The organism is Kitasatospora sp. NPDC094015 (genome assembly GCF_040304075.1).
Lineage (GTDB): Bacteria > Actinomycetota > Actinomycetes > Streptomycetales > Streptomycetaceae > Kitasatospora.
The window spans coordinates 158,840-179,708 of sequence record NZ_JBEOUL010000001.1 but is presented as its reverse complement, the minus strand read 5'-3'; the positions used below and the strand labels follow the sequence as shown (position 1 = coordinate 179,708).

At 73.0% G+C, this 20,869-nt stretch carries 24 protein-coding genes and 1 riboswitch; of the genes, 9 read left to right on the top strand and 15 right to left on the bottom strand.

The annotated features are described in order from the left end of the window. Nucleotides 1–18: 18 nt before the first annotated feature. Nucleotides 19–660, bottom strand: a complete 642-nt coding sequence (locus ABT014_RS00800; RefSeq protein ID WP_350635349.1) for a TetR/AcrR family transcriptional regulator — start codon at nt 658–660, stop codon at nt 19–21. A 158-nt stretch (nt 661–818) separates the two neighbouring features. On the opposite strand from ABT014_RS00800, the gene ABT014_RS00795 reads away from it, so the two are divergent. The 3 genes from ABT014_RS00795 to ABT014_RS00785 all read left to right on the top strand — a co-directional run bounded on the left by ABT014_RS00795 (nt 819) and on the right by ABT014_RS00785 (nt 3,632). Continuing rightward, nucleotides 819–1,589, top strand: a complete 771-nt coding sequence (locus tag ABT014_RS00795; RefSeq protein WP_350635347.1) for an SDR family NAD(P)-dependent oxidoreductase — start codon at nt 819–821, stop codon at nt 1,587–1,589. Nucleotides 1,590–1,781: 192 nt separating this feature from the next. Then, complete coding sequence (locus ABT014_RS00790; RefSeq protein ID WP_350635345.1) at nt 1,782–2,444, top strand: Pr6Pr family membrane protein; 663 nt, start codon at nt 1,782–1,784, stop codon at nt 2,442–2,444. A gap of 66 nt (nt 2,445–2,510) precedes the next feature. Then, entirely contained in the window at nt 2,511–3,632 is a 1,122-nt protein-coding gene (locus ABT014_RS00785; protein WP_350635343.1) for an alpha/beta hydrolase, read from the top strand. On the opposite strand, the gene ABT014_RS00780 is transcribed toward ABT014_RS00785, so the two are convergent. Beyond that, on the bottom strand, nt 3,625–3,954 hold the full coding sequence (locus ABT014_RS00780) for a phenolic acid decarboxylase (protein WP_350635341.1): 330 nt from the start codon (nt 3,952–3,954) through the stop codon (nt 3,625–3,627). The genes ABT014_RS00785 and ABT014_RS00780 overlap by 8 nt on opposite strands. A 248-nt stretch (nt 3,955–4,202) precedes the next feature. After that, nucleotides 4,203–4,370: riboswitch (cyclic di-AMP (ydaO/yuaA leader) on the top strand. A 3-nt stretch (nt 4,371–4,373) separates the two neighbouring features. Between ABT014_RS00780 and ABT014_RS00775 the strand changes: the two genes are divergently transcribed. After that, the gene (locus ABT014_RS00775; protein WP_350635339.1) at nt 4,374–5,558 is read left to right on the top strand and encodes a glycoside hydrolase family 16 protein; all 1,185 of its coding nucleotides are present in this window, start codon (nt 4,374–4,376) and stop codon (nt 5,556–5,558) included. 3 nt (nt 5,559–5,561) lie between these two features. On the opposite strand, the gene ABT014_RS00770 is transcribed toward ABT014_RS00775, so the two are convergent. Beyond that, on the bottom strand, nt 5,562–6,044 hold the full coding sequence (locus ABT014_RS00770; protein ID WP_350635337.1) for a hypothetical protein: 483 nt from the start codon (nt 6,042–6,044) through the stop codon (nt 5,562–5,564). 89 nt (nt 6,045–6,133) lie between these two features. Between ABT014_RS00770 and ABT014_RS00765 the strand changes: the two genes are divergently transcribed. Continuing rightward, on the top strand, nt 6,134–6,436 hold the full coding sequence (locus ABT014_RS00765) for an antibiotic biosynthesis monooxygenase (protein WP_350635335.1): 303 nt from the start codon (nt 6,134–6,136) through the stop codon (nt 6,434–6,436). 44 nt (nt 6,437–6,480) lie between these two features. On the opposite strand, the gene ABT014_RS00760 is transcribed toward ABT014_RS00765, so the two are convergent. Beyond that, a complete protein-coding gene (locus ABT014_RS00760; RefSeq protein ID WP_350635334.1) occupies nt 6,481–7,275 on the bottom strand; it encodes an IclR family transcriptional regulator in 795 nt (264 codons plus the stop codon). Between the two features lie 190 nt (nt 7,276–7,465). Between ABT014_RS00760 and aceB the strand changes: the two genes are divergently transcribed. Next, nucleotides 7,466–9,145: a malate synthase A gene (gene aceB, locus ABT014_RS00755; RefSeq protein ID WP_350635332.1), complete on the top strand. Its 1,680-nt coding sequence runs from the start codon at nt 7,466–7,468 to the stop codon at nt 9,143–9,145. A gap of 171 nt (nt 9,146–9,316) precedes the next feature. Further along, nucleotides 9,317–9,703, top strand: a complete 387-nt coding sequence (locus ABT014_RS00750; RefSeq protein ID WP_350635330.1) for an allophanate hydrolase-related protein — start codon at nt 9,317–9,319, stop codon at nt 9,701–9,703. A gap of 39 nt (nt 9,704–9,742) precedes the next feature. Here the strand turns inward: ABT014_RS00750 and ABT014_RS00745 are convergent, their stop codons facing one another. The 11 genes from ABT014_RS00745 to ABT014_RS00695 form a co-directional block, all read right to left on the bottom strand. Further along, on the bottom strand, nt 9,743–10,444 hold the full coding sequence (locus tag ABT014_RS00745) for a DUF7638 domain-containing protein (RefSeq protein WP_350635328.1): 702 nt from the start codon (nt 10,442–10,444) through the stop codon (nt 9,743–9,745). Between the two features lie 5 nt (nt 10,445–10,449). Continuing rightward, nucleotides 10,450–10,836 (bottom strand): hypothetical protein, encoded by a 387-nt coding sequence (locus ABT014_RS00740; protein ID WP_350635326.1) that lies wholly within the window; start codon nt 10,834–10,836, stop codon nt 10,450–10,452. 1 nt (nt 10,837) lies between these two features. Next, the gene (locus ABT014_RS00735; protein WP_350635325.1) at nt 10,838–12,094 is read right to left on the bottom strand and encodes an amidase domain-containing protein; all 1,257 of its coding nucleotides are present in this window, start codon (nt 12,092–12,094) and stop codon (nt 10,838–10,840) included. A gap of 2 nt (nt 12,095–12,096) precedes the next feature. Next, nucleotides 12,097–12,417: a type VII secretion target gene (locus ABT014_RS00730; protein WP_350635323.1), complete on the bottom strand. Its 321-nt coding sequence runs from the start codon at nt 12,415–12,417 to the stop codon at nt 12,097–12,099. Between the two features lie 227 nt (nt 12,418–12,644). Next, nucleotides 12,645–14,030, bottom strand: coding sequence for an 8-oxoguanine deaminase (locus ABT014_RS00725; protein ID WP_350635321.1), 1,386 nt, complete (start codon nt 14,028–14,030; stop codon nt 12,645–12,647). 62 nt (nt 14,031–14,092) lie between these two features. Continuing rightward, nucleotides 14,093–15,556, bottom strand: coding sequence for a nucleobase:cation symporter-2 family protein (locus ABT014_RS00720; RefSeq protein ID WP_350635320.1), 1,464 nt, complete (start codon nt 15,554–15,556; stop codon nt 14,093–14,095). A 303-nt stretch (nt 15,557–15,859) separates the two neighbouring features. Then, complete coding sequence (gene pucL, locus ABT014_RS00715) at nt 15,860–16,780, bottom strand: factor-independent urate hydroxylase (protein WP_350635318.1); 921 nt, start codon at nt 16,778–16,780, stop codon at nt 15,860–15,862. 26 nt (nt 16,781–16,806) lie between these two features. Continuing rightward, nucleotides 16,807–17,142 carry a hydroxyisourate hydrolase gene (gene uraH / locus ABT014_RS00710; protein ID WP_350635316.1) on the bottom strand — a complete coding sequence of 112 codons (336 nt, stop codon included), beginning with the start codon at nt 17,140–17,142 and terminating at the stop codon, nt 16,807–16,809. 38 nt (nt 17,143–17,180) lie between these two features. Continuing rightward, nucleotides 17,181–17,702, bottom strand: coding sequence for a 2-oxo-4-hydroxy-4-carboxy-5-ureidoimidazoline decarboxylase (gene uraD, locus ABT014_RS00705; RefSeq protein WP_350635314.1), 522 nt, complete (start codon nt 17,700–17,702; stop codon nt 17,181–17,183). 193 nt (nt 17,703–17,895) lie between these two features. Continuing rightward, entirely contained in the window at nt 17,896–18,267 is a 372-nt protein-coding gene (locus ABT014_RS00700) for a helix-turn-helix domain-containing protein (protein WP_350635312.1), read from the bottom strand. Continuing rightward, a complete protein-coding gene (locus tag ABT014_RS00695) occupies nt 18,264–18,536 on the bottom strand; it encodes a thiamine-binding protein (RefSeq protein WP_350635310.1) in 273 nt (90 codons plus the stop codon). Before ABT014_RS00695 ends, ABT014_RS00700 begins: the two co-directional genes overlap by 4 nt. 204 nt (nt 18,537–18,740) lie before the next feature. On the opposite strand from ABT014_RS00695, the gene ABT014_RS00690 reads away from it, so the two are divergent. Next, nucleotides 18,741–19,586 carry a TIM barrel protein gene (locus tag ABT014_RS00690; RefSeq protein WP_350635308.1) on the top strand — a complete coding sequence of 282 codons (846 nt, stop codon included), beginning with the start codon at nt 18,741–18,743 and terminating at the stop codon, nt 19,584–19,586. Nucleotides 19,587–19,627: 41 nt separating this feature from the next. After that, a complete protein-coding gene (locus ABT014_RS00685; RefSeq protein ID WP_350635306.1) occupies nt 19,628–20,521 on the top strand; it encodes a 2-hydroxy-3-oxopropionate reductase in 894 nt (297 codons plus the stop codon). Nucleotides 20,522–20,869 lie beyond the last annotated feature (348 nt).

Genomic DNA, 20,869 nt, shown 5'->3' with positions numbered 1-20,869 from the left:
GGTAGCCGCGCCGGGCGATCATTGCGCGCCGGGATCGCCGCTCCACAGGCGCAGGCCCCGGGTCAGTTCGCCGACGCAGCGGGCCGCGAGGTCGGGGACGAGGGTGGTCGGGTCGTCGGTGGCGGCCCAGGTCTCGACGGCGAGGCGCATGCCGGTGTTGGCGGCCGCCGCGGCGAGGCGGATCTCCAGCGGGTCGGCGTCCGGACCGGCCAGGTCGGCGAGGACCGGGGCGAGCGCGAGTTCGGACTCGTGGTGGACCCGGTGCCAGACCGCCTGGAGCCCCGGGTCGCCGGCCATCACCCGCAGCAGCCCGCGGGTCCACTCCAGCGCCTCCGCGGGCCGGTGCTCGGTCGGCGCGAAGGCCGCGCGGGCCGAGCGTTCCAGCGCCTCGGGCGTGGCCGGTCCGGCCGGTTCGGCGGACAGCACGTCGATCCACTGGCGGACGCCGTCCGCGAGCAGCGGGGCGACCGCGTCCTCCTTGGTGCGGAAGTACCGGTAGAAGGTCCGCAGCGAGACGCCGGCCTCCCGGGCGATGTCCTCGGCGGTGGTGGCCTCGGCCCCGTCGCGGGCGAACAGCCGGGCGGCGGCGAGCGCGATCTCCTGCTGGGTGGCCGCCTTGCGCCGCTCGGTGAGCGACGGGCGCGGATCGGTGCCGGACACGGGAGGCTCCCTGGTCGCCGGGGGGGCGCGGAACTGCGGACCGGGTCAGTTTACGGCAGCGGAGGCCGAGGTGGCTCGTCGTGCGTAGGTGGCACGACGTGCCATTCGGGCGTACCGTGCAGAGGAAAGCACTCGCACCACCCCGTAGGGAGACCACCATGAACCGCTTCGAAGGCCGCCGCGTCCTGATCACCGGCGCCGGCTCCGGCTCCGGCATCGGACAGGCCACCGCCCGCCGGATCCTGGCCGAGGGTGGCGCCGTCGTCGCCGCCGACGTGGTCGAGCAGGGCCTCGCCGCCACCCGCGCGCTGGCCGAGGCCGACGGCACCGCCGACCGGCTGGTCACCGCCGTGCTCGACATCGCGGACGAGGAGGCGGTACGCGCCGGGGTCGCCGACGCGGTCGCCACCCTCGGTGGCCTGGACGCGCTGGTCAACGCGGCCGGCATCCTGCGCTCCTCGCACACCGCGCAGACCACCCTGGAGTTCTGGAACCGCCTCCTGGCCGTCAACCTCACCGGCACCTTCCTGGTCACCCGCGAGGCGCTGCCCGCCCTGCTGGCCACCGGCCGGGGCGTGGTGGTCAACTTCAGCTCCACCTCCGCGACCTTCGCGCACCCGTACATGGCGGCGTACGCGGCCACCAAGGGCGGCATCCAGTCCTTCACCCACGCGATCGCGATCGAGTACGCGAAGCAGGGGCTGCGCGCGGTGTGCGTCGCCCCCGGGTCGATCGCCAGCGGGATGACCAGCAACCCCGGTCTGCCGGCCGACGCCGATCTGTCGCTGCTCGGCAAGCTCGCGCCCGCACTCGGCCAGGGCTTCGCCGGCCCGGAGACGGTGGCCGGCGTGATCGCGATGCTGGCCTCGGACGACGGCGCCTTCGTCACCGGCACCGAGCTCCGGATCGACGGCGGCACCCACGCCTGAGCGCCCGCAGCCCGGCCGGCCGGGAAGCCCGCCCCCGCCGGGAGCCCCCCGGGAAGCCCGCCCGGCCCCGGGGCGGGCGGCCCGAACGGGTGACCGCACCCGCACCGCCCGCTCGGCCTCCCGGGAGCCGCCCAGGGCCGGACCGATGATGGGACCGACTGATGATCGTTCAGCGGTACGGAGGTCGGGCCCATGCGGGTACGTGCAGTCCAGCTCGGGCGTATCGCCTTCGGCCTGCTGGCGGCGGTGGCGCTGGGCGTCCAGGGGTATCACGCGGTCGGTGAGGGGTCGCCGCTCACCGACTTCTTCAGCTACTTCACCGTCCTCAGCAACCTCCTCGCCCTGCTGGTGCTGATCACCGGCGGTGTGCTCGGCCTGCGCGGCCGCCCGGGCGTGCCGGACGAGATCCGCGGCGCCGTGGTGCTCTACCTGGCCATCACCGGACTGATCTACGGCCTGCTGCTGTCCGGCTACGGTCTCGGCCTGCTGCTGCCGTGGGTGAACGACATCGTCCACCGGGTGATGCCGGTGGTCCTGCTCGCCGACTGGCTGCTGGTGCCGCCGGCCGCCCGGCTCGGCCGCACCACGGTGCTGAAGTGGCTGGTGTTCCCGCTCGTGTACCTGGTGTACACGCTGATCCGCGGGTCGCTGGTGCGGTGGTACCCGTACCCGTTCGTCGACCCGGGGCTGCCGGGCGGCTACGGCCGGGTGGCCGGCGCCTGCACGCTGCTGCTGGCGCTGTTCGTGGCGGTGGCCGCCGCGCTGGTCTGGCTCGGCAACCGGTTCCGCGCCCGCCGCACCCCCCGGGGTCGGCACGCCAGGAGCACGCCCGAGCCGGCCGGCGACCCCGGCTGAGCCGGCCGACCGATCGCACCCCCCCGCACCCCCCCGTACCGGCGCGAACCGAGGGAGCACCACCGCATGGGGCTGACCAGCCACAAGGTGCTGGCGATCGCCGTCCTGGCGGCCCTGCTGGTGGCCGCCGCGACGGTGCGCGGCTGGCCCCGGCTGGCCGCCCCCGGCCCGCGCGCGGTGGCCGGGCGGATCGCGGCGCTGCTGGCCACCCAGCTGGCGCTGCTGCTCGCGCTCGGGCTGGCCGCGAACGACTGGTTCTCCTTCTACGGCAGCTGGGACGACCTGCTCGGCACCGCGCCGGGCGGACCGGTCACGGTGACCACCGGAGCCCCGGGCGACGGGCTGCGGGTGCTCGGCCGCGAGCCGGTGCGCGGCGGCGGCGCGGTCGGCCGGGAGCCCGCCGCCTCCGGCGAGATCCAGGCGGTACGGATCACCGGCCCGCGCTCGGGGCTGAGCACCGACGGGTACGTCTACCTGCCGCCGCAGTACTTCCGGCCCGAGTACGCCGGCCGCCGCTTCCCCGCCGTCCTGGTGATGACGGGCTTCCCCGGGGACGCCCGGAACCTGATCACCCGGCTGAACTACCCCGGCGCGGCGCTGCGGCTCAACCTGGCCGGGCGGATGCCGCCCACCGTGCTGGTGCTGCTGCGGCCGTCCCCCGCGATGCCCGCCGACACCGAGTGCGAGGACGCCCCGGGCGGGGCCCGGGCCGAGACCTACCTGGCCCGCGACGTGCCGGCCGCGGTCGCGGCCGGCTTCCGGATCTCGCCCGACCCGCGCTCCTGGGCGGTGATGGGCAACTCGACCGGCGGCTACTGCGCGCTGAAGCTCGCCATGCGCCACCCCGAGGTCTTCCCGAGCGCCGTCGCGCTCTCCGGCTACTACCGGGCCGCCGAGGACGCCACCACCGGCGACCTGTTCGGCGGCAGCCCGCGCCGCCGGGAGGAGGCCGACCTGCTGTGGCGGCTGGGGCACCTGCCGCCGCCCGGCATCGCGGTGCTGCTGGCCGGGGCCGAACGCGGTGACGGCGACTACCTCGCGGACACCCGGGCGTTCGCCGCCGCGGTGCGGGCCCCGATGTCGCTGGCCACCGCCACGGTGCCGGAGGGCGGCCACAACTTCCGGACCTGGGGACTGCTGCTGCCGGCCGCGCTGGAGTGGCTGGCCGGGCGCCTGCGGGTCAGCTGAGCGGCCGGAGCTTCCCGGTGTGCAGCTCGCCGAACCGGCCACCCTCGCCCTCGTACGTCCAGAAGACGCGGACGGTCAGCGCGTTCAGGTCCATCACGTGGCTCACGGTGATGCCGCTCTGCTCCGTCCAGCTGACGAAGTAGACCTGCGGGCCCACCTCGGCGACGTGCAGCCGCACGTCCTCCCACTGCCCGGCCGACTCGCCGAGGCCCTCCCAGCGCAGCCGCGTCCCGTCGGCGGAGTAGGAGTTGCGGAAGGAGGCGCCGTTGTCGACGTCGAACAGGTAGGTACGTCCGGCGAAGCCAGGCAGGGGCGCGGTCATCTCAGGGGTGATCCTCTGATCGGTCGGCGGCGGGTGCGGCCGGGCCCCGGCCGCACCCCAAACCTAGCGGACGCGCGGTCGCCGCAGACCGGTCCGCCGGTGAACCGCTGCCCTACGGAGAGTTCCCGGCGGGCGCCGGTGTGAGGGACGTCTCGTTGTCCGTGTGCGATCCGTCTGCCTAGCCTGCACGGGATGCCCGGCTGGGCAGACCCGCCGTCGGGACGCCTAGTCCTGTCCACCCGAGGGCGGTCACTCGAGCACCGTCATGGACAGGAGCGGGGGAACCAGGTACGTGCCGTGCCCCGCTCCGCCCAGGAGCGGTCCGCGCGGCTTGGGGTGAAGCCGCACCACAGGCGGCCGGGCAGCCTCGTGCCCGAACCCGACAGCTCACCTCGCAGGCGTCGCAGAGGAAATCCCCCATGCGACTTTCCCCCACCCCCGCCCGCCTCGGCCTGCTCGCGGGCGCCACCGTGCTGGCCGGCATCCCGCTGGTCGGCCAGGCCCAGGCGGCCGGCCCCACGGTCACCCAGGACCGCCTCGGCCCGACGGCGATGGCCGCCGGCACCGCCGCCAAGGCCGGCCTCACGCTGCACTCCTCCGGCTGCTTCACCGCCAAGACCGTCGGCGTCGGCGTCCGCGACGCGGCCGGCCACAACCTCGACTTCCCGGGCAACGCGGCCAACGTGCAGATCTGCCCGGGCGGCACCACCTTCACCAGCGCCGCCCGCACCCTGCCGGCCGGCACCTACACCGAGTTCGGCTTCTGGCAGGACTCCGCGAACGCCTGGCACAACCTGCCCGCGCAGACCCTGACGGTGGCCGCGGCCGGCACCGGCACGCCGACCCCGGCTCCCACCCCGACGCCCACGCCGACGCCCACGCCGACCCCGACGCCGACCCCCACCCCCGGCACCGGCGCGCCGGTCGCGGGCAAGGCGCTGACCTGGTCGGACGAGTTCGACAGCCTGTCCAAGACCCGCTGGACCACCGACCGCAGCAGCTCCTACCGCTACGGCACCCACAACCCGGACGACAACAAGCTGGACTGGCTGAGCCCGAGCGGCGTCAGCGTCTCCGGCGGGCAGGCCACCTTCACCGCCAAGCCGGGCGCCAACAAGCTGGAGAACGGCAAGCAGGCCTGGGACACCGGCCTGCTCACCACCGAGTACTCCGCCGAGGGCTTCCAGGTGAAGACCGGCGACTACGCCGAGACCCGGGTCAAGCTGCCCGCCGGCACCGGCGCCTGGCCGGCGCTGTGGACCTGGAAGAACGGCAACGGGGAGATCGACTCCTTCGAGTACCACCCCGACAACCCGAACCTGCTGGAGCTGACCAACCACGTCAAGTCCGGCTCCAAGTACGTCACCGACGCGAACGCGATCGGCAAGGACAAGTGGGTCACCATCGGCACCTACTACGGCGCCGACTCGGTCGACTGGTACGTCAACGGCACCAAGGTCTTCTCCGACAACACCGGGGTCGGCACCAACTGGTCCGCGTACCTGATCCTCAACCTGTCGCTGAGCGCCGGCCAGTACCACCCCGCGCCCACCGGCACCGCGCCGATCACCTTCGCCGCGGACTACGTCCGGGTCTACCGCTGACCCTCACGCCGGCACGCTCAGCGTGAACGGCGTGCCGTCGTCCGCCGGGTGGCGGTCGTCGGCGCCGGACACCAGCAGGTGCCCCTCGGCCCGTGTGCCGGGGGGCACCTCGCGTGCCACCCGGACCGGCGCCAGGACGGTCGCGCTGCGCCCGGCGCCCAGGCCTGCGGGGAAGGTGCACCGCAGCAGGTGCCCGGCGCCGGAGGTGGTGCAGGAGTCGGGGAAGAACGGCCCCTCGAAGGTGAACCCGGCCGGCAGCTCGGCCAGCACGGTGAAGCCCGCGGCGGTCCGGTCCGGCCCGCCGTTGGCGACGAAGCCGTGCAGGGTGGTGGTGCCGCCCGGCGCGGCCGGGTCCGGGTCCAGCCGGACCACCCGCAGGTCCGAGCCGCCGGGGGCGGCCCCGACCGCCGGGCCGGCCGCTCCGCCGACCGCCAGCAGCGCCGCCGCCACCGCACCCGCCGTCCGCGCCGCCGCGCGCGCCGTCACCCGCCTGGCCACCTCGGACCTCCCACCGCTCGCCGTACGGACCGATACTCACGGTAGCGAGCCGAGTGGGACGAGCCGAGGAGGCACGGGTGTCGGAGCGGGTGCTGAGCGAGGTCAGCGGACGGATCGCCGCGGACCGGGAGGGCGGGTTCGTGGCGTCGTACCGGGCCCTGGTCACCGGGGAGCTGCCGGAGGGGCTGCTGCGCACCGAACTGCTGCGCGGGCCGGACCGGCACTGGCGGGTGCAGAGCCTGTGGCGGGACATGGCCGCGCTGGAGGCGGTGCGGGCGGACCCGCGGATGGCCGCCGCCCCCCGGCTGTTCCGCGAGGCCGGCACCGAACCCGACCTGGCCGTCTTCCTGCTCACGGCGGACGCTTCCGGCACCGGCTGAGCCAGGCCCGCGGCAGGCCGAGCCCGGTCACGCACCGGGTGGGCTCAGGGGGCGAGCACCTGGCCCAGCCGGAGGGCGATCTGGCGCATCACCGGGACCAGCGCGGCACTGCCCGCCGCCGCCTCCAGCGCCCGGATCCGGGCCTCCGGGCCGGACACCGAGAGCGCGGTCGGGGTCGGTGCGCCGGGCACCGCGACCGCGATGCAGCGCACGCCGATCTCCTGCTCCTGGTCGTCCACCACGTAGCCGACCTCGCGGGCGTGCGCCAGCTGCGCGAGCAGCTCCTGAGGGTCCGTCACGGTGTACGGGGTGTGCGCCTGGAGCGGCTGCGGGCCGAGCAGCGCCCGGGTCTCCTCCTCGGGCAGCTGGGCCAGCAGCGCCTTGCCCACGCCGGTGCAGTGCGGCTGCACCCGGCGGCCGACCTCGGTGAACATCCGCATCGAGCGGCGGGACTGCACCTGGCCGACGTAGACCACCTCGCCGCCCTCCAGCACCGCCAGGTTGGCGGTCTCGCCGGTGGCCTCCATCAGCTCGGCCAGGTAGGGGCGGGCCCAGCTGCCGAGCAGCCGGCCGGAGGTCTCGCCGAGCCGGATCAGCCGCGGGCCGAGGGTGTAGCGGCGGGCGGTGTCCTGGCGGACATATCCCTGCTGGACGAGGGTACGGATCAGCCGGTGGATGGTGGGCATCGGCAGGCCGGAGGTGGTCGACAGCTCGCTCAGGGTCGCGATGCCGCCGGAGTCGGCAAGCGCTTCCAGCAGTTGGAAGGCGCGCTCGACCGACTGCACGCCACCGGCGGCGCGTTCGGTGCCTGTCGGTGCTGCGGCGGGGGTGCTGGCCACCGGCGTTCCCTTCACTGTGGGAGGAGGAGTAGAGTCCCAGCGATCTAGCTCAACAAACCGTTGAAATTCTGTATCGCGGAAACTACTCTCCACCCTACAGAACGAAACCCGCCGGTAGGCGGGTTCGGATCTGGGAAGTTCCCATTGGAGCTCCCCACGCTTTCACAACCGTCCAAGGAGTGTCCTGCCCATGGGTGCAGATCAGGGACCCGCCCCCAGTCTTCGACCGGAGGAGCCCGCAGGCGTCGTCGCCGCGGCCCCGGTCGTCACGGTCGCCGGTCCGCGGGTGTCCCGCGCCGAGGAGGTGCTCACCCCGGAGGCGGTCGCCTTCGTGGTCGGCCTCCACCGCGCCTTCGAAGGTCGCCGGCAGGAGCTCCTGGCCCGACGAAAGACCCGACGGGCGGAGATCGCCCGGGCCGGGACGCTGGATTTCCTGCCGGAGACCGCCGAGGTCCGGGCCGGGGACTGGCAGGTGGCTCCCGCCCCCCGCGCGCTCCAGGACCGCCGGGTGGAGATCACCGGGCCGACCGACCGCAAGATGGTCATCAACGCGCTCAACTCCGGCGCCCGGGTCTGGCTCGCCGACTTCGAGGACGCCACCGCTCCCACTTGGGAGAACGTCGTCTCCGGCCAGATCAACCTGATCGACGCCTTCGAGGGCCGGATCGACTTCACCTCCGAGGCCGGCAAGGCCTACACCCTCCGGCCCGCCGCCGAACTCGCCACCGTCGTGGTCCGCCCCCGCGGCTGGCACCTCGACGAGAACCACCTGCTGGTCGACGGCACCCCGGTGGCCGGCGCCTTCGTCGACTTCGGCCTGTACTTCTTCCACAACGCCGCCAGGCTCCTCGCCAAGGGCGAGCAGGACCCGAACTCGGGCCCGTACTTCTACCTGCCGAAGACCGAGAGCCACCTGGAGACCCGGCTCTGGAACGACGTCTTCACCCACGCGCAGGCCGCCCTCGGCATCCCGCACGGCACCATCCGGGCCACCGTCCTGATCGAGACCATCACCGCGGCCTTCGAGATGGACGAGATCCTGTACGAGCTGCGCGAGCACGCGGCCGGGCTGAACGCGGGCCGCTGGGACTACCTGTTCTCGATCGTCAAGAACTTCCGCGACGCCGGCGAGCACTACATCCTGCCGGACCGCAACAGCGTCACCATGGCGTCCCCGTTCATGGCCGCCTACACCCGCCTGCTGGTGCAGACCTGCCACCGGCGCGGCGCGCACGCCATCGGCGGCATGGCCGCCTTCATCCCCTCCCGCAAGGACCCCGAGGTCAACGCGGCGGCGCTGGAGAAGGTCAAGGCCGACAAGGACCGGGAGGCCGGCAACGGCTTCGACGGCTCCTGGGTCGCCCACCCGGACCTGGTCAAGGTCGCCCGGGCCTCCTTCGACGCCGTGCTCGGCGACCGGCCGAACCAGAAGGACGACCCGGGTCCGGCCGAACCGGTCACCCCCGCCCAGCTGCTGGACATCGCCGGGGCCGGCGGCCACTGCACCCACGCCGGCCTGCACAACGCGGTCCAGGTCGGGGTCCGCTACATCGAGGCCTGGCTGCGCGGCCTCGGCGCGGTGGGCATCTTCAACATGATGGAGGACGCCGCCACCGCCGAGATCTCCCGCTCGCAGATCTGGCAGTGGATCAACAACGGCGTGGTGCTGGCCGACACCGGCGAGAAGGCCACCGCCGAGCTGGTCCGCCGGCTCGTGGCCGAGGAACTCGCCGCCCTGCGCACCGAACTGGGCGACCAGGCCTACGCCGGTGGGCGCTGGACGGAGGCCGCCAGGCTCTTCGAACAGGTCGCGCTGGCCGAGGAGTTCGTCGACTTCCTCACCCTGCCCGCGCTGCGCCTGCTCGGCTGAGCTGCGCCCAATCTATCCACCCGCGCACCGGCTGCGGCCTGCCGAGCTGGAGCACTGCGCGTACCGTCTGCGCCGTTCCGTACAGCGCCTGCTGATCCGGCCCGGCCGAGGGCACCGGGGAAGTCCCGCCCTCGGCCGGGCCGCGCCGTTCCCACCCGGAGGTACCACCCGATGGCACGCATCTTCTTCAACGGCCAGGCCATGGTCGGCGGCCCGTTCCACCACTCGGTCGCCGACATGCTGCTCGGCCCGGTCCGCACCGCGCCCGGCTACCGCTTCTTCTCGCTCGACGACGTCTGCCCCGGCCTGCTGGCCGACCCGGCCGTGGACACCGCGATCGAGGGCGAGCTGTACGACGTCCCGCTGGAGCACCTGCGGGACGTCATCCTGCCCGGCGAGCCGCCGGCGCTGGAGCTCGGCGTGATCGAACTCGCCGACGGTTCCGCCTGCCTGTCCATGGTGCTGGCCCGCGGCGAGCTCGAGCGCGGCGTCCACCAGGAGATCACCTCGTTCGGCGGCTGGCGCGCCTACCTGGCCACCCTCGGCCGCACGGCCTGACGGCGGCGCTCACCGATCCGGCGCTCACCGATCCGGCGGTCACCGGTCGGCGGCGCCCTCGGCCAGCTCGGCCCGGACCAGCTCCAGCAGCCGGCCCATCCAGTTCCGGGCCGCGGGGCCCTCGGCGCCCCAGTACGGCGAGTCCTCCTCGTCGTACCGGATCACCGCGTCCCCGGTCGCCAGCAGGGTCGCGGCCGCCTCCGGGTGCTGGGCGAACTTCGCCCGCAGCACCCGGGTCATCACCGCGGGCCGGGCGGCGGCGGCCCCCTCCAGCGCCCGGAAGGCCTCGGCGGCGCACGGGTACCGGACGCCGTCCACGGTGACCGGCGCCGGGTGCTCGTTGTGCAGGTCCGGCAGCGAGAACCGGTCGACCAGCACCGCGGGCTCGTACGGCACCTCGTCCGGTTCGGCCCCGGCGGCCAGCCGCTCGACCTCCTCCCGCGCCTCGGCCAGCACCCGGGCCGGCGTCAGGAAGGTGTGCGCGCCGGCGAACCGCCAGCTGGCCAGCCCGGCCGCCGAACCGCGGGCGCCGTCCCCGATCGAGACACCGACCCAGCCGTAGGACACCCGCTCGGCGAACTCCTCCAGCGTCGACATGCCCCAGCAGTCCACCATGCCGTCGGCGTAGACCGTCAGCTCGGTGAGGTGGTGCACGCCGGCGTGGTGGACGAACACCGGGCGCCAGGTGCCCGGGATCCGCTGCCCGTCGGAGATCCGGAACGTCCTGCGGTCGGCGGCCACGGCGGTCAGCCGCTGCAGGTGCGGGCCGGGTGGTCGAGGCCGCGGACCACGTCCACCAGGGCCCAGACGTCGACCAGCAGCACCAGCGCGGCCAGCGCCGCCAGCACGGCCGCCACCGCCGCCCAGCCGCCGCCCGCGCGCAGCTGGCGGGCGGCCGCCAGCAGGCCGGCCAGGCCGAGCACCGGTCCGGCGACGACGCCGGCCCAGGCCGGGCCCGGCACCGCCTCGGCCTTCAGGCAGTGGTTCAGCCGGCGCGGGACGGCGTCCAGGAAGGCGGTGTGGCCGTAGCGGGCGAACAGCCAGCCGACGAGCGCGAGCGCGACGGCTGCGCCGAGCCAGGGGAGCGGGGCGGGCCGGCGCAGCGGCGCGGGCAGGGTGGTCGGACGGGCCATCTCAGTACCAGTTCGGTTCGACGCGGACGTACTTGATCTTCTGTCGGCCCTCGGAGTCCGCCTCGTGGTCGGAACGGCCGTCCATGCTCACGTTCTTGCGCGAGTCGTTGTGCTGGCTGTACCGGATGTCGCCGTCCGGGGTGACGGCGGTGACGATCGCGGTGTGGTGGATGTTGCCGGGCTTCAGGTCCGGGTTGAGGTCGTTGTCGTCCTCCAGGAAGACCAGGTCGCCCGGCTTCACCTCGCCGGGCGGCACCTCGTGCCCGCCGTTGGAGACCATGAAGTCGTGCAGGTTCTGCGCGCCGCCCCAGGCGTGGCTGTGCTGCTGGCCGACGATGCCGAGCCCGATCCAGCCCGGGTCGCGGCCCCGGTTCCAGGCGTCGTCCTCCACGGTCCAGTCGCCCTTCATCCGGACCCCGGACTGCAGCAGCGCCTCGGAGGCGAAGTTGGTGCAGTTGTTCTCGTCGTCGAAGTCGCCGGAGTCGTCGTTCCAGTGGGCGAGCACCCACTCGACCATTTTGACCCGGTCCCACTTGCGGTCCGGGCCGCCGCGCAGCTCCTCCGCGACCTCGGGCGGCAGGCCGTTCAGGTGGGCCAGCTTCACCGGGTCGGAGAGCTCCAGCTGACGGCGCTCCTCCGGGGTCAGCGACGCCCACCAACTCGCCACCAGCGCAGGGTCCTTGCCGTCCGGGATGTCGCCGGAGAGCATGCTCAGCTGGGTGTCGGAGGCCTCGCCCTGGAGCTGGTCGAGCGCCTTCTCCGGGTCGGTCTCGCAGGTCGCGCCGGCCAGCTTGCGCAGCTCCGTCGAGGCCAGCGCGTCGGCCTGGGTGGCCTCCCGGAGCGCCTCGGTGATCAGCGCGGCGACCTCGTTCATGTGGGTCAGCTTGTCGCCGGTCACCTCGCCGGTGGTGGAGACCCCGCCGTTGTCGTCCACCTCCAGCTCGTACGTCCCGGCCAGCTCGACCGCGTGGGTGAGCGCGCGCTGCGCGTACTCGGTGGAGGAGGCCCAGCCGTCCACCACCATCGCGACGCCGCGCATGATGTCGGCGCCGGACTCCAGGATCCGGGCCTGCTCGTCCAGCTTCTTGCCGGCGGCCTGGCCGACCCGGTCCTGCCAGTGCTCCTTGACCGGTCCGATGCCGTTGGCGTGCAGGTCGTGGACGGCCTGCCAGGCTTCCTTGGACAGCTCGACCCAGCCGTCCGCGGCGGCCCGCAGCTGTCCGGGGTCGGCGGTGCGCAGGGCGGCGAACTCGACCATGCTCAGACCCCCGCGTTCAGGTCGCGGGAGGCCTGGTCGAGCCGCCGGGCGGCCTCCTGTTCGGCGCCGTCGTAGGAGTGCGCGGACTCGCGGAGCTGGTCGGCGTAGGTGTGCAACTGCTGGACGACCGAGGTCATATGGGTCTGCCAGGCGTCGGCGCACTCGCGCAGGGCCGGGCCGGACCACCACTCGCCGTGCGTCCCGGCGGCCGTCAGGCTGCCGTCCAGCCAGTGGCCGGTGCGGGCGCCGAGCTGGGTCGAACTGGTGCGGACGCCCTCGGCGGCGGCGTGCACCCCTGCGGTGCGGACATGGATGTCGTGCATCGGTCGCTCTGATCCCCCGTGCTGCGCTGTCTCTGATCCGGGGAGGACGGCGGGCGGCGGCGGGCGGTTCCCACGGCACGGCGCCGGTCTTCCCCAGGGGGTGACGGTACAGCACCGCCCCGGACCCTCGCCGTGGGTCCGGGGCGGCGCCCCCCGGTGCGGCCCTGGGGCCGTCGGGAGGTCCGGTGCCGCGCCGTCCCGGGCGCGGCACCGGAGTCGGTGGCGGATCAGCCGACGCGGGAGGCGAGTTCCTTGGCGGCGCGGGCGCAGGCCAGCGCGATCTGGTCCTCGTTGACGGTGGTCAGGGTGCCCTTCTCGACGACGGCGTTGCCGTTGACGAACAGTACGGACAGCGGCGGCAGCGCGCCCAGGGTGAGCGCGGCGACCGGGTCGGCGATCGAGGAGTGCATGATGCCGTCGACCTTCCACAGCGCCAGGTCGGCGAGCTTGCCCACCTCGATGGAGCCGATCTCGGACTGCCGGCCGAGCACCCGGGCGCCGCCCATGGTGCCCAGTCGCAGGGCCTGACGGCCGGTCAGCGCGGTCGGGGAGCCGTGCAGCCGGTTGATCAGCAGCGCGTTGCGCAGCTCGGTGCCGAGCTCACCGGACTCGTTGGAGGCGGTGCCGTCCACCCCGAGGCCGACCGGCACGCCGGCCTTCAGCATGTCCGGGACGCGGGCGATGCCGGCGGCCAGCCGGGCGTTGGAGGACGGGCAGTGCGCGACGCCGGTGCCGGTCTCGGCGAACTTGGCGATGTCGGAGTCGTTCATGTGGACGCAGTGCGCCATCCAGACGTCCTCGCCGAGCCAGCCGGTCGACTCGAAGTAGTCGGTGGGGCCCATCCCGAAGAGCTGCTTGCAGAACTCCTCCTCCTCGGCGGTCTCGGAGCCGTGGGTGTGCAGCCGTACGCCCTTGCGGCGGGCCAACTCGGCGGACTGCTTGAGGAGTTCGGTGGAGACCGAGAACGGGGAACACGGGGCGACGGCCACGTGCAGCATGGAGCCGAACGAGGAGTCGTGCCAGGTGTCCACGGCCGCCTCGGAGGCGATCAGGATGTCCTCGGTCCGCTCGACCGCGTGGTCCGGCGGCAGGCCGCCGTCCTTCTGGCTGCGGTCCATCGAGCCGCGCAGCGCGGTGAAGCGCAGGCCGAGCTCCTGGACGCCCTCGATGGAGGCGCCGAGGATGTCGCCGCCGCCCTGCGGGAAGACGTAGTGGTGGTCGGAGGCGGTGGTGCAGCCGGACTTGAGCAGGGCGGCGGCCGAGCCCTGGGTGGCGGCGTGCACCAGCTTGTCGTCGATCCGGGCCCAGGTCGGGTAGAGCGCGACCAGCCAGTCGAACAGGATGTTGTCCTGGGCCAGGCCGCGGGTGATCCACTGGTAGAAGTGGTGGTGGGTGTTGACCAGGCCCGGGGTGATCAGGTGGCCCTCGCCGTTGATCCGGCGCACCACGTTGTCCAGCCACTGCGGGGCGGGGCCGTCGCCGACCGACTCGATCGTGTTGCCGAGGATGACGACGTGACCGCGGGCGTACTCGGTGTCGTTGGCGTCGACCGTGGCGATGGCGACGTTCTCGATCACGATCCGCTGGTCGGCGGGCGGGGGCTGGACTGCCATGGTGTGACTCCTAGGGGGGCGAGGGATGGGGGCGCGCCGTGAGCGGTGCGCGCCCCCGCCGGTCAGGACGGTGTTGCCGTCGACACCGCCGCGCCGGGTGGCTCGGTGGTCGGGGATCTACGGGCGGCACCGACGTGGTGGAACAGCAGGTTGAGCAGGACGGCCGCCAGGCAGCCGGCCGAGATGCCGGAGTGCATCAGGGTGCGGACGGCCTCCGGGAAGGCGTCGTAGAAGGTGGGGACGGCGATCGGGACGATGCCGACGCCGAGCGAGACGGACACCAGGATGGTGTTGCCGCCGGACTCCATCCCGGCCTCGGCGAGGGTGCGTATCCCGCTGGCCGCGACGGTGCCGAAGAGCACGATCCCGGCGCCGCCGAGCACCGGCTGCGGCACCAGCGAGACCAGCGACCCGAGCACCGGGAAGAGCCCGAGCAGGATCAGGATCCCGCCGCCGGCCGCGACCACGAAGCGGCTGCGGATGTTGGTCAGCGCCACCAGCCCGATGTTCTGGGCGAAGGCGCTGGCCGCGAAGCCGTTGAAGACCGGGCTGACCGCGGTGGCCAGCCCGTCGGCGCGCAGGCCCGCGGCCAGGGTCCGCTCGTCCGCCTCGCGGCCGACGATCCGGCCGAGCGCCAGCATGTCGGCGGTGGACTCGGTCATCGAGACCACCATGACGATGCACAGCGAGACGATCGCCGCGACGTCCAGGACCGGTGCCCCGAAGTGGAACGGTGAGGGCAGGGCGAAGATCCTGGCCTCCCCGACCGGGCCGAAGTCGGCCAGGCCGAGCGGGAAGGCGAGCGCGGTGCCCAGCGCCAGCCCGACCAGCAGCGCGAGCTGCTGCCAGAAGCCGCGCAGCAGCTTGTTGCAGAGCACCACCGCGGCGAGGGTGAAGGCGGCCAGGCCGATCGCCCGCACCGATCCGTAACCGGGTGCGCCGGGTGCGCCGCCGCGGGCCCAGTTGACGGCCACCGGGAGCAGCGAGATCCCGATGAGGGTGATCACGGTGCCCTGCACGACCGGTGGGAAGAACCTGATCAGCTTGCAGAAGTACGGCGCCGCGAGGAAGCACAGGACCCCCGCGACGATCACCGCCCCGAAGATCACCGGGAGGGCGTCCTTCGGGCCGTGCTCCTTGGCGATCGCGAGCATCGGGGCGACGCCGGCGAACGAGACGCCGTTCACGAACGGCAGCCGGGCGCCGATCCGCCAGATGCCCAGGGTCTGGAGCAGGGTGGCCAGCCCGGCGGTGAACAGGCTGGCCGAGATGAGCAGGGCGAGCTCGGCGGGGGACAGGCCCACGCCGGCGCCGACGATGAGCGGGGGTGCGACCACGCCCGCGTACATCGCGGCGACGTGCTGCAGCCCGGTGCTGAGGAGCTTCACCGGGGGGAGCAGCTCGTCCACGGGGTGGACGACCTCCGGGCCGGACGGTCGGTCAGGGAGGCCGGTCGTACCGTCCGGCCTCGAAGGTCTGTCAGGGGTGGAACCGCCGTCTGCGGTACGGGTGGTGCGCAGTGCCATGTCGAGCCCCTCTTGTGCCCGTGGCTCCCGACGCGCCCGCGGCGCTGGAAAGGGTCGGCAGTGGTTGCCGTGGCCGAGGGCGGGACGGCGGTGCAAGAGTCCCTCGGCCGGCCTCCCCAGCTCCCCGGGGCGGCCGCCGTGAGGCGGGCACGATCTCCGGATGATGGGGGTGGAGAAAGCGGACCTGCTGATGGTGCTGATGGTGCTGGTGAACGCGGTGCTGCGGGGGCGCACCGTCCGGTGCCGACCGGGCGCGGTGGCCCGGTGGGTGTGGCGGCGGCGGACGGCGCTCACGGCGGGGCCTCAGGCGACCGGGATGACCGGGACGACGCCCTCGCGGTGCACGGTGCCCTCGATCAGGCCGTACATCCGGTCGGCCGCGTAGTAGACCTCGTTCTCGTTCTTGAGACCGAAGGGCTCCAGGTCGACCAGGAAGTGGTGCTTGTTGGGCAGCTCCAGGCGGACCTCGTCCACCTCGGCGCGGTTGTTGAGCACCCGGGTGCCCATCGCGTGCAGGGTCTGCTGCAGCGAGTAGGAGTAGGTCTCGGCGAAGGCCTCCAGCATGTGCCGGCGCACGTGGCTGTAGGAGCGGTTCCAGTTCGGCTGGGCCTCGCCGTCGCGGCCGCTGTAGGAGTACTTCCAGCGGGCGGTGACCTGGGTGGCCAGGATGCGGTCGTACGCCTCCTGGAGGGTGGTGTACTTGTCCTTGATGTAGCCCCAGAACTCCGAGTTGGTGGAGTTCATGACGGTGAGTTCCTTGAGGCCGGAGATCACCTGGACGCGGTCGCCGTCGTACACCACCTCGCAGGTGCGGACCTCGCCGCCGTTGCGGACGAAGGAGTGGCCGACCTCCTCCGAGCCGATGAAGCGGGCCGAGCTGTCCGGGGTCCTGATCCGGTCCCAGGTGTACTCCTCGATCCGGATCCGGGCGCTGTGGACCACGCCCCGCTCCGTGTCGTCGACGAAGTGGCGGGCCAGCGTGATGCCGAAGGCCTCGGCCGACTCGATCCCGTACTCCTTGGCGAAGGCGTACACGGTGTTCTTGGTGGTGTCGGTGGGCAGGCAGTTGGCGTTCGAGCCGGTGAGGTGGACATCCTCGAACTCACCCTGGAGGGAGACCGAGACGTTCAGGTCCTTGATCTCGTGACGGGTGGAGTCACGGTAGACCCGGACGATGCGGTTCTCCGCCTTGCCGTACTGGTTCTGTCCGAGTACGTGGGCCATGGCTGGCTCCTAAGCTCTGAAGCGGTCTAGCTTCCGCGGTAGACCGAGTATCCGAACGGGTTGAGCAGCAGGGGCACGTGGTAGTGGTGCTGCGCGGGCGCGACCGTGAAGACGATCGAGACCTCGGGGAAGAACGGCGCCTGGTCCGCGTGGGCGGCGTAGTACGCCGCGGTGTCGAACAGGAGCCGGACGACCGAGCCCGCCTCCACGGCCGGCAGGTCCTTGGCCCGGCCGTCGGAGTCCGTGGCGGAGGTGCCGAGCACCTTCCAGCCACCCTCGGTGTGCAGTGCGAGCTCGACCGGGACACCCTCGGCCGGCCGGCCGAGGCTGGTGTCGAGCACGTGCGTGGAGATGCCAGTCATGGTGAAGTGACCTTACTGATGGCAGGATTGACGCACTGTCAGGCGGAGGTTCCGTCCAGCAGGCGGTTGATGCGAATGTCGTTGATCTTGCGCAGCTCGCCCCGGACGATCTCCGCCTCGGCGGCGGCGTCGTTCGGGAACCGCTCGCGGAGCGCGGCGAGCATGGTGGCCGCGGTCCGGCCGGTCGCGCAGATCAGGAACACGTGGCCGAACTTCGCCTCGTAGGCGGCGTTCGCCTCGTGCAGCTCGTCGAGGAGTGCTTGGTCCACTCCCCGGATGCCGGCCTGCTCGCGCTCGGAGGTGGCGTCGCCGGCCTTGGGCCGGCCGATCCGGGCGTGGCCGGCCATGGCGTCGGACAGGTCCTCGGCCGTGAGCGCCGCCATCGCCGCGGTGTTGGCGGCGAGCAGCGCTTCCCGGTCGGACCACGGCCGGGAGGCCGCCACCGAGGCGGCCCAGCCGGGGCTGGAGCAGATCTCCAGCAGGGTCTCACGCAGTTCGGCGGCCGGGGCCGCCGAGAGCTCGTCGAGCGCTGCGGGGGACGGATGGGGGTGGTTGGTCACGGGTGGACCTCCTGAAGAGTGGTGCCACCCGCAAAAGCTAGATCCACCACCCGTGCCCGTCAACACTTTGTTGAACGGTTGGTGGTTACGTTTCGAGCCGGGGCCCGTTACCGCCGAGTGTCGTGTGCGATCCGCCAAGTGTGCCCGCGCGGTGCCCGGGACAGACTGGGGCGAAACCGGCCGGGGTGGCCCGTTACCTGCCGTCCTGCCGGTTCAGGTAGTTGTACACCGTGAACCGGCTGACACCCAGCGCGGAGGCGACCGTCTCCACGCCGTGTCGGACGGTGAAGGCGCCGCGCTCCTCCAGCAGGGCGACCGCCCGCTGCTTCTCCGCGCGGTCCAGCTCGGCGAGCGGACGCCCGCCGAACTGCCGGGTGATCTCCGCCAGCAGCCGGTCCAGCGCGCTGGACAGGTGCGGCAGCCGTACGGCCAGCGCCGGGGCGCCGTCCCACTCCAGCAGGACGTCCTCCGGCCGGGCCTCGCGGACCTCGACCGCGGTCGCCCCGACCGCGTCCAGCAGCGGCTTTATCGCCGCGGTGAGCGGGTGTTCCAGGGAGTTGCTCACTGCGTACCCACTCCTTCCGGGGTCTGGTTGTCGTCGTCGAGCACGCTGACCTGGACCGAGATCCGGGTCGCCCCGGCCTCCAGGGTGTCGCGCAGCAGCCGGGTGACGGCTGCGAGGGCGGGCTCGGCGTCCCCCTCGGCGCTGGTGCCGAAGGGGCCCACCGAGACGGCCAGGCCGGCCTCGTCCACCGCGCGGCGGGCGGCCTTGGCGTGGTCCGGGAAGCTGTCCAGCTCGAACGGTTCTGTCGTGAACTCCACCATCAATCGCACCCGCTCACTGTAGCGAGCGGGTGGCCATGGGGGAGGGGCTGGTCGATCGGACCGTACGGCACCGGCGTGGCCGGGACCTTTCGACCACTTCAACAAATTGTTGTGACGGCCTTGACACTCCTCCGGCGGCGGGACAAGCTTCCACCAGACAGAATCGCTCTTCCGGATCGTGGAAGTTGCGGAAGACGGAAGAGAGAGTGAGAGGTGAACGACGTGACTGCCGCTGCGAAGCACAGCTACACGGTCAACCTGTCCATCCTGTTCAGCGAGCTCCCGCTGCTGGAGCGCCCGGCCGCCGCCGCGGCCGCCGGCTTCACCGCCGCCGAGCTCTGGTGGCCCTTCGGCGCGGAGCACACCCCCGCGCAGGCCGAGCTGGACGAGCTGCGCAAGGCCTTCACCGACGCCGGCGTGCAGCTCACCGGCCTCAACTTCCTCGACGACCTGACCAAGGGCGCCCGCGGCACCGTCTCGGTGCCCGCCGAGAAGGAGCGCTTCCGGGAGAACATCCCGGTGACCGTCGCGCTCGCCGAGTCGCTCGGCACCAAGGCGCTCAACGCGCTCTACGGCAACCGGGTCGAGGGCGCCACCGCCGCCGAGCAGGACGAGCTGGCGCTGGAGAACCTCGCGCTCGCCGCCCGGGCCGCGCACTCGATCGGCGCCGTCCTGCTGATCGAGGCGCTCAACCGGCCCGAGTCCCCGGACTACCCGCTGGTCTCCGCCGCCGCCGCGGTCGAGGTCGTGGACAAGGTGAACGCGGCCACCGGCCTCGGCAACGCCAAGTTCCTCTGCGACCTCTACCACCTGGCCCGCAACGGCGAGGACCTGGCGGCGGTGATCGACACCTACGCCGACCGCTTCGGCCACGTGCAGATCGCCGACACCCCGGCCCGCAACGAGCCCGGCACCGGCAAGCTCGACTTCGAGGACCTCTTCGCCCGGCTCACCGCCGCCGGCTACACCGGCCGGATCGGCCTGGAGTACCGCCCGGCGAACGGCGTCAGCGCCGACAGCTTCGAGTGGCTCCCGCGCGAGCTGCGCGCCGCCAACTGAGCCACACCCCCAGACCACCACGTACGAAGGAACCCCACGCGATGAGCGCCTCCCGCAGGATCGCCTTTATCGGCCTCGGCATCATGGGCAGCCCGATGGCCGCCAACCTGGTCAAGGCCGGCCACACCGTCACCGGTTTCAACCTGACCCAGCCCCCGATCGACGCCCTGGTGGCGGCCGGCGGCAAGGGTGCCGGCAGCATCGCGGAGGCCGTGGCCGACGCCGAGGTCGTCATCACCATGGTCCCCGCCGACCCGCAGGTCGAGCAGGTCGTCCTGGCGGAGGGCGGTGTGCTGGAGAGCGTCGCGCCCGGGACCCTGGTGATCGACATGTCCTCGATCACCCCGCAGACCTCGATCAAGGTCGAGGCCGCCGCCAAGGAGAAGGGCATCCGCACCCTGGACGCCCCGGTCTCCGGCGGCGAGGCCGGTGCGATCGAGGCCGTCCTGTCGATCATGGTCGGTGGCGACGCGGCCGACTTCGCCGAGGCGAAGCCGCTGTTCGACGTGCTCGGCACCACGGTCGTCCACGTCGGCCCGGCCGGCGCCGGCCAGACCGTGAAGGCCGCCAACCAGCTGATCGTGGCCGTCAACATCCAGGTGCTGGCCGAGGCCGTGGTGTTCCTGGAGAACGCGGGCGTCGACCTGCCGGCCGCGCTCGACGTGCTCGGCGGCGGCCTGGCCGGCTCCACGGTGCTGAACCGCAAGAAGGCCAACATGATCGACCGCCAGTTCGCCCCGGGCTTCCGGATCGACCTGCACCACAAGGACATGGGCATCGTCACCGACGCCGCCCGCGCCGTCGGTGCCGCGCTGCCGGTCGGCGCCGTGGTGGCCCAGCTGGTCGCCTCGGCCCGCGCCAACGGCGACGGCTCGCTGGACCACTCGGCGCTGCTGCGCGGCGTCGAGCGGCTGTCCGGGCGCACGGTCTCCTGACCCGCGCCCTCCCCGACCCCTCGCCCAGGGACGTGCCCTGACCCCGTCCCTGGGCGAGACCGTAGAGAAGCTCCTCCTGGTGGCGTGTACCTGTCCGGTCGTGCCCGCGCCACCAGGAGGCCAGACCGGCGGCGCGCCACCCACCCGGGGGCACTTCGGTCGTGCCAGCGCGCTGCCCGGCCCCCTCCCTCGCCGAGGGGAGCCCCGTTCGTACGTCGGAAGCGGGACGAACGGGGAACGGCGGGGAGGGGGTCGCACCCCACCGGCACCGGAAACCGGGTAAGCACATGGTCGGGAGCGCTCCACCTGCGGCCGCTCCCGACCGCATCGTTCACGGCTCGACAGCCC